We start from the raw sequence: 14,077 nt of genomic DNA on the forward strand, positions 1-14,077 counted from the left end.
ACTAAAAGAACAATCAAAACAAAGAATGCCACTCTAAAAAGATGGCATTCTTTGTTTTTTCTTAAGAACTCTGCTAAATCTTAATCTAAGAATTTACCTTAGAAAAAATCATAACCTTTTTTGTTCTTCTGTTTTTTTTCTATTTTCTTTCACTAAATTTCCTCCTAAATGATAAAGTAAGGTCACACCAAACCTTCTTGAATCTGGTTTGTTGTTATAGTAATAATCTATAATATCACTTTGAGAATAGGCTTCATAATGGTTGGTGTTAAATACATCACTTATAGTCAGTTGCGCTACTAATTTTTTATTTAGAAATGTTTTTTTAATTCCGAAATCTACATAACCTGTTGCTTTTGTACTGTACAAACCAAGTAACTCCGATGAAAACCAGTGTGCAGAAAGATTCATTTTATAGTTTTTTGGCAAGGAAATATCTTGTTGTAATGTAAATGTTGTAGCCCACTTTGATAGTTGTTTTTCTCCTGAAACTTGTGAAATAGGATACGTAGTATAACTTATGTCTGAAAAGAAAAGTAAGTTCCAAAACGAATATAACTTAAATGGGGTTGATACGGTAAAATCAAAACGTTCTCGATTACCAAAATTATCACTTTGACTTTTAATAGTAGTACCATTATCATCTACCAAAAGCCTTCGATTTATAAAATTATCACTCTGGTTATACGTTGCTGAAAAAACATAGTTATTTTTTAGGCTATATGTAAACGAATATACCCAAGCCAATTCAGGTACTAAATTAGGGTTTCCTGAATAATAGAAGTACTGATCTCTATACCATCGTACTGGATTTAAATCGGTGTAAGATGGACGATTGATACGTCTATTAAGCGAAAAGTCAATTTTATTGTCTTTATTTAAAACTTGTCCTATTGAAAAAGAGGGAAACAGCTTAGTGTATTGCCATTCATTTGTTTCATTTTCTTTTACTGTATACCCTTCTGCTTTGGTATTTTCTACACGAAGCCCAACATCTATTGTTGTTTTATTTATTTCTTTTGATCCTGTTATATATGCTGCTACAATCTGTTCTTTATATTTATAGTGATTACTTAATGCTGGTACTTTTTCATACCCCCCCTCTTCTAACGATTCAAATTCGTATTGATTATCATTTTTAACCTTAGCATATTTAAGACCTGTTTTAATAACATACTTCTTAAAAGGCAAATTAGCATCAATCTGTGCTGAAAAAATATCTACATTTCCTGGTTGATGTGACTTGAGTACATTGGTATTTAATTTATTTTGATTTGCATCATAATTATCTGTTATCAGTATTCCATCTGAATAATTTCTATAGGATGTATAATTAGCATCTGCTGTTAATTTTTTTCCAAGAGAATCTATTACAAATAGATAGTGCATACTCCCCGCATCGTAATGATAAGGTTCAATTATTTTATTATCTGTTAATGTGTAAGATTGTAATTCTTTGAGATTATTAAATTTATTAACTGTAGAATAATTTTGTTTTTTAAAGTCATCAAAGTAGCCATGATAGTTAATACTTAAACTATGTTTAGGTAAAAACTGCCATTCAGTTCCAAATCGCCAAGTATAATATTTTATTTTATAGTTACTTTCGTTTTTGCGACTAAGCCACAGAGATTCTCCGTTTTCATTGATGGTATTTCCACTTTTATTTTTGGTAAATCTATGAGGCGTATTATAATCAAAAGAACCATATAAATTTACTTTTTTTGTACGTAAACTTGCCGAAATATTTTCGTTTGTCATCCAGTATTTTCCTTTTGAAATGGTAGTTCGTAAATTGACTGCATAACCCTTTTTTATTTTTTTTTCGAGAACAATATTAATTATACCTGTATTACCTGCTGCATCAAACTCGGCTGTTGGTGATGTTATCAATTCTATCTTTTTAAGGTCTTCAGCACTCATTCCTTTTAATAAATTTGACAATTGTCCTCCAGATAAATAGGTCATTTTACCATCTATCATAATATTTACCCCAGACGCGCCTCTAAATAAAATAGCATCATTTTGTCCTACATTTATGCCTGGTAATTTTTTTAACATATCAAGAGCAGATTGTCCTGTTGTAAGAGTAGATTTTTTTAGGTTAAATGTTAATTTACCTTTACCAGCTTCAATAAGTGGTTTTTTAAAATTAACTACTACTTCCTTTAATGCATTAACATCTTCTTTTAAGGTTATATTTATCTTTTCTTCATCAGTTACTTTTTTTTCTCTCGTAATCATTCCTACAAAAGAAAATACCAAAACAGCTCCTTTAGTTGTTTTTATTGAATATTTCCCGTCTAAATTGGTTACTGTTCCTTTATTACTTCCTTTTATAAAAACAGTTGTACCTGGTAATACTTGATTTGTAACATCACTAACGACTCCTTTAACTTCAACCTCCTGTGAAAAAACAAACCATGGGAAAAGAATTAAAAAGTAACGTACAAGTATTTTGATATAATTTTTCATTATTTAATTTATTTTTTGGTTAGATAGATTTACTATCTATAATCATTCAACATATTTAGTTTCTCGTTTTACACAAATCCCTAAATATTAAGTACTACTTAAGAATGACTTATTTTTTTTTTGATTTTTTAAGTTCTAGAAGTTTTCCATTACAATTAGTTGCATAAAATATTCTTCAACTCCTTTTTAAAAAGTTGCAATTATTTTCAAAAAATTGAATGTGGAAATGTTTTTTCTTTACACATAGCTTTTTACTTGCTCTAAATATTTAGACGCATTTTATAATCCAAAGGTTTTAACTTTTGATTACGCTATCATTAAAAGAAACTAGAATAACTTATAAAAACCAAGATGATATTTATACTTTGTTTTTCTCTAAAAAATTATACTAACAAAGGAGGAGGTCTGGAGAAGAATTTATATAAAGTAAAATTACTTATAGCAATAAACCTGTAATTTTTAATAATTGATTTTTGAACTATAATTTCAAACCTATCAATAATTAAATTTTGGAAATTAGGAGTAAGTGCAGGAGTTAAATCATGTGTTATACTATGGTCACACATGGTACAATGTACTGCATGATCCATATCATCTGTATGCATCAATACATGAATTCCTGTCATTTTCACTGATAGAAAAAGCACAAGGAATAAATAGGTTACGCTATTCTTTAACCATCCTTTTTTCATTACTTGTAAACTTACTAAAATTAACTTGAAAAAATGTTAATTTCACACTTGCTTTCGCTAAAAAAAACATATAACTTCTTCTAGTTAAAAACATATGTATAAGCCTTTTACTTGTATAAAAGTTAAAATATAATAGAATGTTTTATTTTTTAATTTAAACAGTGTAATACTTCGTTATATTTGTTTATCTCAGAAAAAGTATAATGAATGTGGAAAGAGCATTATAATAAAATTAAAAAAGAAAAACATCCCCCAGCTTATACACTTCGTAAAGCTTTAGATTTTATAGCCACCCAAGATAATATAACAGAAAAAACAGCTGTAGACTTGGGTTGTGGTAATGGGGTAGATACATTTGCTTTGTTAGAAAATGGTTTTTCTGTAGTTGCCATAGACAGTAACCCTAACTCATTACTTTACCTGCAACAAAACTTAGCTCCTAAACATTCTAAATTATTAAAATTTAGTAACGTTTCTTTTGAGAATTTAGAAAAGTTACCTTCTGCTTATTTGGTTAATGCTTCTTTTTCACTTCCTTTTTGTCCTCCTAATCAATTTGATAAATTATGGTTGAACATCATCGAATGTATACCTCCTGAAGGATTTTTTTGTGGACATTTTTTTGGTCCAAAAGATTCTTGGAGTTCTAATTCTGACATGACTTTTCACAATATACAAGATGTAAAAAACTTGTTTGATAAGTTTGAGCTTCTTTATTTTAATGAAGTTTCTAAAAAAGGAAAAACATTATCTGGAAAAGAAAAGTTTTGGCATGTTTTTCATATTGTGGCAAAAAAGAAACACCTTCAAAAATAAATAAGCTACCACATTTATACTTATTCCTGTATTATTCCCTTAGATATTTGCTTAAGTGTTTTTCTAGATACAATATATAAAACCAAAGCGTATAATATATTTTCTAAAGCTAAACTGTAATATATCCCCTCTATTCCAAAGTATTTAGTTAAAAGTAATACTACCGGAACAAACAATAATAATTGTCTTCCAATAGGTAACAACGTTGCTAATTTTGCTTCTCCTATAGCTTGAAAAAGAACTATGCTACTAGAAGATATTGGAATAACTAATAAAATACTCAATAGCATTCGTACATTAAAAATTTCTGTATCATTAAGTTTTACATTAGGTAATATAACATTAACCATTGCCTCAGGAAAAATCAGTATCGGAATTAACAGTCCAGCACCAAGAACAATTCCTGTTAACCTGTATATTTTTACTCCTTTTAAACACCTAGACGGCTTGTTGGCTCCGTAATTAATTCCAATAATTGGCTGCATAGATTGGTAAAGTCCTAAAAGCGGAATAGCTAAAAAAGTAAACAACCTAAAAACAGCATTAAAAAACGCCATAGCTTCTACTGTTCCATAGAAAACCACTAATCTGAAAAGTAAAAACTGTCTAAACAAATTAGATAGTTGCATTGTAAATGCTGAAAAACCAATACTTAAAACATTTTTGAGGATCTTATACTCCAACCTTATTCGAAAAGCCTCTGTTTTAAATGTTGCTTTTCCACGGATAAAATATAGAGATGTTAACAAACTATAAATAAACATTGCTATAATACTACTCCATGCAGCACCTGCTACTCCCATATGTAAAACACCAATAAAGATGGGAGTTAGTAAAATATTTAAAATTACTGAAGCTATTGTGAATTGCATTGCTACTTTTATGTTTCCTTCTGCCCGTATTAAGCTATTAGCTGACAGACCATAAATACTGAATAATGCTCCCAAAACGTATACTTTAAAATATTCTAAAGCATAGGTAAATAGTTCTCCTGAAATTCCTATTACTAAAACTATTTCATGAGAAAAAACAATTCCAAAAACAGTTACTAAAGTTGCCCCTATGAGAGATAAGGCTATCATGTTTGGAATTATTTTCTTTTGAACTTCAATTTGTTTGGCGCCTATAGCTCTACTAAGAACAGATGCAGAGCCTGCAGCTATAAAAACAGTAATACTTGTAACAACTAGCATTAAAGGAAACAACATTGAAATTCCTGTAAAAGCTTTTATTCCTATAAAATAGCTTGTATAAAATATATCTACAAGCCCGTTTATAGATATAACCATCATACCCAAAATACTGGGAACAGATAGTTTTAACATAAGCCCCCAAAGGCTATCATTAATAAAATCAAGCTTTTGTTTTGTGTTATTTTTTATTTTGGAACTCATATTTGCACCACTCTTTTAAGAAGTTATTTTTTTAAAAAAAACTAGTGATACTCCAAAAATTATAAAGGTTATAAGTATTACTTCTAGTAAACTTTTTCCTATTCTTTGACCTTTAGTATAATCAGCATTCAACTTAAACTTAGGCAACCTTTCATAATCTCTTATTGTTATTTGCTTGCCCAAAAACAATTTGTTGAAGTAAAAATTGGTAATATTTTTATGAAAAACTTCAATTGATTGATAAAAGGATTGAAAAATTTCAGAATCCGTTTCAACTATTTCATTAAACATTCCTTGAGCATTTACTGCTGGATTTGCCCATCGAAATTTAGAAACCCATTCTTGTCTTAACTCAATTTGTTTAAAATACTCCTGTACTTCTTCTCTGTGATGATTATCATTAAGCGCAGTAAAAGATGCATAAGCCTTGGCCATTGTATTTACATCTATTAAAGATTTTGCTCCTTTTAAATCATCTCGGTAATCTAAATACTCAACAACTACAGCTTTAGCTTCTTCTATATTCTCTTCATTTTCAAGACTTCTTCTTCGGGTTATATCAGCTAATGAAGTATTGTCTATCGGATGTACAATATTTGCATATACATTTAATATTGCTGGAAAAACTATTAAAAAAAGTAACCATAAACCAGCAGCAGTAATGGCTGTTAATGAAGAATTCTTTTTCAAGCTTATTAAAAGAAACATTAAGGCAAACCAAAAGCTGAAATAACACAAGACTGCTAATAACCATAAACAAGCACTTAAAATACTTACTTTTTCAGCAACCGTAAAGGCTATTATAGACAAAAGGATTCCTAATCCTAAAACTAAAACATAATAAAAAGCAATTCTAATTAAGAGGATTTTTCTTAGCCCTATAGATTGTAACCTTAATAAGGGTAACATTCCGTTTTCCTTCTCCTCTGCATATAATCCATAAGTAAAAGTTATGATAAGCAATGGAAACAAATAAACAAAAACAAACGATAGGTCTAAATTTCCAACATAGAGTTTAAGTGAATTTGCTAATTCATTTTCAAACAATTGATAATATAAGCTCATTCCCGTTAACTTATAGTAATAAGGTTCTATATCTCTTTGTCCTAAAGACATGTGTGCTAAACCATGAGGAGGTAAAATTGCATGATATCCATGTCGATACCATGCATAGGCTGGCTTAGAAGCTATGTCAAATAATTGTTTATCTTTTAACGAAGTATGATTGGTATAAAAACTCTCTTTATACTGTTCAAATTCTTTCTTTTCAATATGTTTAACATTCTCAATTATTTTACGCTGCTCCGTTATTTTTGAATGCCCGTAATAAACAGCATAAATACCCAATAAAAATACGATGGTAAGCAAAATTATTTGAAACGTATTTCTAACGATTGAAATACCTTCACGCCTCCATAATAATATCGTTAATTTCATATCAATTTATTTTTGTGAGAAGAAGGTATTAGTAAGAACATTATTAAAACCCAAAAAATTAATGACATTAATTCTATTCTGTAATTTTTAAAGGTTTTCATTACACTAGGTGTACGATATTCTAGCCCAGAAACCGTTTCCCATAAATTTCTTCCTGCTTTGTATTCATAAAACTCGCCATAACGTGAATTTACAGCCATATCATAATTCATTTTTCTCATTAGTTTAAGACGGTATGCTTTTGTTTTTTCTTGAAAATCATTAAAACTGTACCCGTCTGTTGCAGCAAAAGCCATTGAAAAATTTCTTACTGAAATGTACGGTGCAACAAACCCTATTATACTTCCTATTCTATTTTGATATTCAAACCTTCTGTTAAGAAGAGAATCATGAACTTTTTGTACTTTATAAGCATATTCTTCTCCCTCTTGCATTCGTATTGCTTCAAAATTTAGTGGTAATTGATGTAAAGAGTCTACTCCATATTCTTTTAAGTACTGTTCCTTTAATTTAACAAGTCTCTCTTCTTTAGAGCCATCCATAGGCAACCCCTTATCTATATCCTTTTTAATTTTCTCTTTATATGCTTTAAGAGATGGTAAAGGATATAAACTCTCTCCTATATTAGCCGAGGTTTTTGGAATAATAATACCAGTCGTAATCCAAAACATTAATAAAGTTAGAAGAGAGTTTCGCGCATTTGAAGACTTAAAAGAAACCCAAACAGAAAAGTTTGTAAAAGCAAATAAATACCCAACGTAAAGAAAAAAGAGAAATAAAACTCGTAAGCCTACATCTTGCATTACTAAGCTATCATCTTCAATTATTCCTACAATATAAAGTCCTGTAAAAAATAATATTAATATGAGTAGGACTATTAAAAAATAAGCCAAAACTTTACCTAAATAAATGGATCTCATTGAAACTCCTTGTCCTATTAACAACTTCAAGGTTCCCGTTTCTTTTTCTTTACTAAAAGTTTGAAAAGTGATGAATATAATAAGAAGTGGTAATAATAACTGAAGTACCAAAGCTGCACTCAATTCTCCAAAACGAGCCATATTACCATATCCTTGTACAGGTCTAAACATAAACTCATGGGCATAATGTGCTTCTAAATAAACAGAAGTTCCTGTATACGTATCCAATCCAAAATCAAAAAGACTTAAAAGCGTTTTAGGCTTAAAAACATATGTCCCGTAATGAGCCGCAATATGCGGATGCTTATTTCCTTGTTCTAACCACTCAGTTCTTCTTTCTTCTTGAGCCTTTTTCACCATATCCATTTCCTGTTTATAAGCTATATGTCCAGCATAAAGTGAAAAGCCTAAGAGGAACAAAATAATAGGAAACAAAATTTTTAAAGCATTTTGCCTTGCTATACTGGTAAGTTCTTTTTTAGCTATTAAAAATACTTGATGTATCATCTGTTTACATTTTTATTTTTTAGATGTAATGACTTATTACACACTATTCATGCATATGTTTTAAGTACTTTTGTTCTAAATCATGAAAAGAAACTTGATTTGATTCCATCTTTTCAACCAAAATTCCTTCTTTCATAATACCAATATGTGTTCCTGTATCTTTAGCTCTAAAAAGATCGTGTGTTGCCATTAAGGTGGCAACTTTTTGTTGCTTCATGTTAAGCAGAAGTTCAGAAAACTCATTACTTGCTTTAGGGTCTAATCCAGAGGTAGGCTCATCTAAAAGTAATACCTTGGCTCCTTTAGCTCTCGCTAAAGCAATCCCTACTTTTTGTCTCATTCCTTTAGAGTAACTACGAACTCTTTTCTTAATAAAATCTTTTTGCAAACCTGATTGTATTAATAAGTTTTCTAATGCTTCTTTTTCTATATCCACACCTTGTAGACCGCAGAAAAAGTGAAGATTCTCCAGTCCTGTCATATATTGATACAACTGGAGATTTTCAGGAATATAAGACAACCATTTTTTTGTTTCTTGTGGGTTCTTTGTTACATCTAAATCATTAACAAAAGCGCTACCAGATGTAGGCTCAATAAAATTTAAAAACAAATTAATAGTTGTTGATTTTCCCGCACCGTTAGCACCAAGCAAGCAAAAAATATCTCCTGCTTTAATATTCAAATTTAAACTATTCAAGGCGGTAAAATCACCATATTTTTTTGTGAGGTCTTGTGCTTTTAACATGGTGTATTCTATTCGTTATTAAAATCTTCAAGACCTGATATGTAACCACCTGTAGACGTAAACATTTTACTAGATGTATTTGAACTGGGGTCAAAACTAAACACCGCATTTTCATCATTCGTTGCTGTTGTAAATAATAATTTTTGGTCTTTATAAGGAAGAATAATCATACTACGAGATCCATATGTGGTAGGAAGCCCTGGTACCGCTCCTAAACTCGATTTTTTTTGAACATCAATCTCAAAATATTTGAATTGAGGTTGTCCCGTTTGATACTCATAAAAATCACTTACTTCCTCTACTCTTGCTGTAAAACTTCTTCCATTAGGCGCATGATAAATTCCATAACATACGTTTCCTGTTGCTTCTTGCATATTCATAAAATAATCTGGGTCAAAAGAAGTTTCTCCATTAGGTATTTTTAGCAAACCACTAGGGCTACTTCCACTACTCATTGTAGTTCCTAAACCTTGTACATAAATATCCCCATTAATAGTTTTAATCATTCCTGCATTTGCTGCATGTCCGCCAAACACCATTCCTGTTCTTTTATCCGAAATTATTTTTTCTACCTTTTTCTCTTTTAAATCAATTACCGCTACATATGCCCAATCGTTTACTGGAGCAAAATTCTTCTCATAATGCACTCCCATAAACAACTTTCCATCGCGTTCAATCATATCTGTATAATAGGTACGTGTAGCTTCAGGAAATTCTTCTTTAATTAATGTTAAAGCTACTTCTTCTGTAATGCGCATCGTAGTTGGATTGAAAATAATAAGTTTTGAAATTCCCCCTGCTACTGAAGCATACGCTACCTCCTCACTTTCAAAATAAAGGGCAGAAAAAGTATTTGCTCCAGGAACAACAATACGTTGATCTTCAACTGCATTTCCTTCTTCATTAAATGAATACTTTGCAAGGGTTGCAGGTGCTCCAAAAGGCAATGCATACAACTCTTTATTATAAGAAACTGTTCTTGTATTTCCAGTTAATTCTAACGCCTTGTCATTTCCTATCGTTGAAAATTCTAAACTTGATTTTCCTTGAATATAAGAGGTCTGATTAGGAAATGCTCCACTTACTGTTGTAATCCCAAAATTAATAGTTACTGGATCGGTTTCGTCAACTGGTGAATTATCATCGCTACTACACCCTATGAATGTAAAAACTAATACAAATGTGTAAAGTGATACTAAACTTATTTTTTTTACGAATTGTGTTTTCATTTTTTATTTATTGATGTTTATTTTTAATTTATAAATGTTCTAAGTGTTATATAAAATGCTCTTCCAGGACGTTGTACACTAAAGTTATCGAATACTTTTTCGTTACATATATTGGTTGCTTCGGCAGTAACCGTCCATCTATTTTCTGGACGAGAAAGAGTAATCCCTAAATTTTGAGTAAATTGAGATGGAATGGTGTTTTTTAAATCTTTATTACCATCTACAGCCCAAAACAGATAAAATTCATTTACGTAGTTTGCAGACCACCATGCTGAAATAGTATTTTTTGTGTGCAAGAAATTTTCTTTGTGATAACGTACTTCTGCATTTCCAAAAAAATAAGGAATGTTAGGTAGTCTTGCATTAAAATAACGATTATCCACAGCACCAGTAATACTTTTCGGTGAACGATTTCGTAAATCTTGATAAGTAGCATTTGTTTTTATATCAAGAAAATCAACCGGACGATAGTGCAGCTCCATATCAACCCCAAGCGTACGTGATTTTAGTAAATTTTGATATTGGGAATAAAACTGTGAGGTTCGCAACCAAATAACATTGTTTGTTCCTCGATAAAAAAGATTCGTATCCCAATTAACCTTTTTTGTTTTTAGCTGAAAACCTAAATTAAGATTATGACTTTGTTCTGGCTCTAAAAATGGATTGGATTTTATTAAGGTAAAGTCTCCAAAAAGCTCCACTTCATCAGGAAGTCTCGTAGCATACTCGTAAGAAGACTTTACTAAAAAAGATTTTGTAAGATGGTAACGAAGCGATTGTAAAAATCCAAAATTTGATGTTTCTTGCTGGTTAGGAACAAAATCAAGGTTTTTTATTTCATACCCATCCGCATCTAACCAAAAATGTTTTGCTGCTGTATAACTCGTTAATTTTTTTGAAAAACGGTGCTCATAAGCTATTCCTAAAGCATTTTTAAAAAGTTGGGTTGGATTCTTAAAAAAGTCTTCTCCATAAAACTCAGCCGCAATTGGGTCTTCTCCTACTCTTCTGAACCAAGATGAAAAAAGATTCAACGTAAACTTTCCTTTTTTCCAAGGATGGTAGTTTAAATTAACTCGATTTAAAACACTTTGAGAGGTTAATTTTAAAGAATTTCGTGAGGTAGAAATTTCCCCACCATCTGTCCGTTTACGATATATTTTACCATCCCAAGTATAGGCATTCAGGGTAGTATCAATAAAATGTCCTCTGGTACGGTTATAAGCACTATACCATTTCATGTTCATTTTCTTTAAAATATTCTTTTTTTCATATTCTAAAGAAGTTCCAACGGTTGATTCACTATAAGTGGCTTCCCCATAAGGTTGAGCCATAATAGCATTGTGCTGTATATCATCGTCAAGTCCTGAATAACGCGCACTGAGAACCAATCGATCTGCATACTTTTTATCTAAAACTCCTGCATAAATGTTTAAAAGATGGTTAGAGTATTTATCGTGAAAGCGTTTAACTCTTGCTGGTTTTGGGTTTCCTTGTTCGTTTGGTATTTCAACATCTACTTTATAGCTATTGTCAGAGTGATTAAAAAATGAATTTACCCCAAACATCCATTGATTGTCTGAACTCATCAATTGCGCATTTACGCTCATTTTATGGCTATTAAACGATCCTGCTGAATAGGAAACATCTAAATAATCTGAATATGATTTTCTAGGAACTATATTAATCGCTCCTCCAAGAGCATCTGCTCCTAAGTCTACAGGTACAACTCCCTTATAAACTTCAATTTGTTCTATTAAGTTTGAAGGCAATACATTTAACCCTAATCCCGCTCCAAAATATGATAAAGGAATTCCATCTAGAAAAAAGGGCACCGATTTTCCAGTCATCCCATTTACATAGATTTTTGCATCACTACCAAAGCCTCCTGTTTGTCGTACATTTACCCCTGAAATTTGTTTTACAATATCACTTGTATTAATGTTCCTCTCTCGAAACTTTTCCATTTGTAAAACTGACACGTTAGCTGTACTCTCCCTTAATCTTTGAACTGTTGATTTTCCTTCAAGAGTTACCTCATTTAGCTGATTTTGCTCAGGCTTTAATTGAATCGTAAGTTTTATATTCGTTTTTTCATCTAAAACATCTATCGTCTGGTAATTTGTTTTAAAACCTATATAAGATACTTTTAAGCTATATTTTCCTTTCGGAATCTTTTTAAATGTAAATTTCCCGTCCTCATTGGTTACTGCATTTTTATTAAGTTCTTGTATTTGGAGATGAGACTGAAATAAAGGAATTCCTAAATTGTCAGTTACTACTCCTGAAACTTTTACTGTTTGCGAATACAAAAAACTACTTGTTAACAGGCTAAAAAATAGTATGCATATAACTTTTTTACTTCCTACTTTTTCAAAGTATAACATCTCTGATTTAAAATAATTTTTAGCCATTATAACCTTACTTGCTTTATCAGTCCTTCTGCTTCCATTTCTTTAAATACCTCTAATTCTTTTTTTGATAAACTGTTTTTAGTGAGTAATCCGTCAGCTTTATCCCATAATTCTTTTGCTTCTGATCTAAGAGAAAAAGCTTCATCAGTATCCTTTTTCATGAGATAATTAAGTTCTGGTGATTTACTAACTAATAGTATTTCGTGATTCTTTATTAAGTGTGCGGGGTTCTCTTCTAATAAAGGCACTATTTCTCGTTCTTCATTGTAGAGTAAAAAAGTTTTTCCTGTTGAAATTGAAAGTGATTTTGTTTCATTTGGATTCATTTCAAAAGCTTCCATTTCTGTTTTCATACAACCTTCAGAGTTGATAAAGCACCTTACTGTTTTTACTGGAGTTTTCTCTTCTGAATGATTGTAAACCATTGCTATTTTTTCTTCTTTTTTTACATTGATTAGCGAAACTTTTTCTACCCAAAAATGATCGTCTAAGTGAGTTTTTGAGTACTTTATATTTCCGTTATTATGTACCTCAGATACGAGAGTATATTTTCCTAAAGGAGCATTATCGGGTATATTATATGTAAAATAATAATGGCGACCCGCCTGTATATTTGTAAGAATTTCTACAAGTTTTTCACGTTTACAAGCTCCTTCTAAATATGAAGCCAACACTAAAAGCGGAGTGTTTTTGTTTAAATATTTTAATTTTTGTGGTACTTCTTCCTTATTTTCATTTTCTTCTGGAAAAGCAACAACATGATTTTCAAAAAGCATTGTTACATTACCTTTAGGATCTTTTACTCCTATTTTTACCAATGGGCATAAGTGTTTACCTTTTAAGTGTGCTGTATTAAAATTCCAGTGTATGGTAACGGTTTTACCTTGAATGGTTCTTTTGGGAAAAATGCTCATCCTTATTTTTTCAATTTTTTAATATTTTCTTTGCTGTATTTTTGAGGATATACTTTAAACCATTTTACCATGGTTTCTTCTCCAAAATAATCGTAGGTTGTAGACAACAAAAATTCCAATTTCTTGAGGTACTTTTCTTTTGCTTCATCTGGTGCAATTCTCATAGCCTCACTTCTTTCATCTTTTTCTTTTTTAGTTGCAGGAAGATGATGAAAGTAAGGGGTGTTTAAGTATTCTTTACTAAACTTATGGTAAAGTGGTGTAAACAGTATAAGGTTGTGCCACATTTCATCTATAATTAATAAATCATCTGGAATGAAGACTCCTGGAATTTGACTTATATACAAAAACTTCAACGTTTCCATTAATATATCTTCAGCTTCAGTTTCTGTAACATCATACATATCTAAAAACCTAGATATTACATTTTCATCACTAAAAGTTAGGAGTTTATCTAATTGTTCTTCTGTAACTTTTCCTTCCATTATATTTAATTGTTTTTACTTTTTAAAAAGCGGTAGGATAAATTCCTAC

11 protein-coding genes are annotated in these 14,077 nt (G+C 30.6%); 1 reads left to right on the top strand and 10 read right to left on the bottom strand.

The genetic code is table 11. The features are described from left to right. Nucleotides 1–108: 108 nt before the first annotated feature. A complete protein-coding gene (locus V1T75_RS08015) occupies nucleotides 109–2,475 on the bottom strand; it encodes an outer membrane beta-barrel protein (protein ID WP_330488031.1) in 2,367 nt (788 codons plus the stop codon). 383 nt (nucleotides 2,476–2,858) lie between these two features. Beyond that, entirely contained in the window at nucleotides 2,859–3,167 is a 309-nt protein-coding gene (locus tag V1T75_RS08020; RefSeq protein ID WP_330488032.1) for a hypothetical protein, read from the bottom strand. Nucleotides 3,168–3,374: 207 nt separating this feature from the next. Between V1T75_RS08020 and V1T75_RS08025 the strand changes: the two genes are divergently transcribed. After that, complete coding sequence (locus V1T75_RS08025; protein ID WP_330488033.1) at nucleotides 3,375–3,983, top strand: class I SAM-dependent methyltransferase; 609 nt, start codon at nucleotides 3,375–3,377, stop codon at nucleotides 3,981–3,983. 20 nt (nucleotides 3,984–4,003) lie between these two features. Here V1T75_RS08025 and V1T75_RS08030 read toward each other — a convergent pair whose 3' ends face one another. The 8 genes from V1T75_RS08030 to V1T75_RS08065 all read right to left on the bottom strand — a co-directional run bounded on the left by V1T75_RS08030 (nucleotide 4,004) and on the right by V1T75_RS08065 (nucleotide 14,028). Then, nucleotides 4,004–5,308, bottom strand: a complete 1,305-nt coding sequence (locus V1T75_RS08030; RefSeq protein ID WP_330488034.1) for an MATE family efflux transporter — start codon at nucleotides 5,306–5,308, stop codon at nucleotides 4,004–4,006. An 84-nt stretch (nucleotides 5,309–5,392) separates the two neighbouring features. Continuing rightward, nucleotides 5,393–6,814 (bottom strand): DUF3526 domain-containing protein, encoded by a 1,422-nt coding sequence (locus V1T75_RS08035; RefSeq protein WP_330488035.1) that lies wholly within the window; start codon nucleotides 6,812–6,814, stop codon nucleotides 5,393–5,395. After that, nucleotides 6,811–8,241: a DUF3526 domain-containing protein gene (locus V1T75_RS08040; RefSeq protein ID WP_330488036.1), complete on the bottom strand. Its 1,431-nt coding sequence runs from the start codon at nucleotides 8,239–8,241 to the stop codon at nucleotides 6,811–6,813. Before V1T75_RS08040 ends, V1T75_RS08035 begins: the two co-directional genes overlap by 4 nt. Nucleotides 8,242–8,284: 43 nt before the next feature. After that, nucleotides 8,285–8,986, bottom strand: coding sequence for an ABC transporter ATP-binding protein (locus V1T75_RS08045; protein ID WP_330488037.1), 702 nt, complete (start codon nucleotides 8,984–8,986; stop codon nucleotides 8,285–8,287). 8 nt (nucleotides 8,987–8,994) lie between these two features. Continuing rightward, nucleotides 8,995–10,215 (bottom strand): DUF4374 domain-containing protein, encoded by a 1,221-nt coding sequence (locus V1T75_RS08050; RefSeq protein WP_330488038.1) that lies wholly within the window; start codon nucleotides 10,213–10,215, stop codon nucleotides 8,995–8,997. 23 nt (nucleotides 10,216–10,238) lie between these two features. Continuing rightward, nucleotides 10,239–12,629 (bottom strand): TonB-dependent receptor, encoded by a 2,391-nt coding sequence (locus V1T75_RS08055; RefSeq protein WP_330488039.1) that lies wholly within the window; start codon nucleotides 12,627–12,629, stop codon nucleotides 10,239–10,241. Then, on the bottom strand, nucleotides 12,629–13,543 hold the full coding sequence (locus V1T75_RS08060; RefSeq protein WP_330488040.1) for a hypothetical protein: 915 nt from the start codon (nucleotides 13,541–13,543) through the stop codon (nucleotides 12,629–12,631). The genes V1T75_RS08055 and V1T75_RS08060 overlap by 1 nt, the downstream gene beginning before the upstream one ends. A 2-nt stretch (nucleotides 13,544–13,545) precedes the next feature. Next, on the bottom strand, nucleotides 13,546–14,028 hold the full coding sequence (locus V1T75_RS08065) for a hypothetical protein (RefSeq protein ID WP_330488041.1): 483 nt from the start codon (nucleotides 14,026–14,028) through the stop codon (nucleotides 13,546–13,548). Nucleotides 14,029–14,077 lie beyond the last annotated feature (49 nt).

Origin of the sequence: Tenacibaculum sp. FZY0031 (assembly GCF_036350695.1) — a bacterium.
In the GTDB taxonomy this organism is placed as follows: Bacteria; Bacteroidota; Bacteroidia; order Flavobacteriales; family Flavobacteriaceae; genus Polaribacter.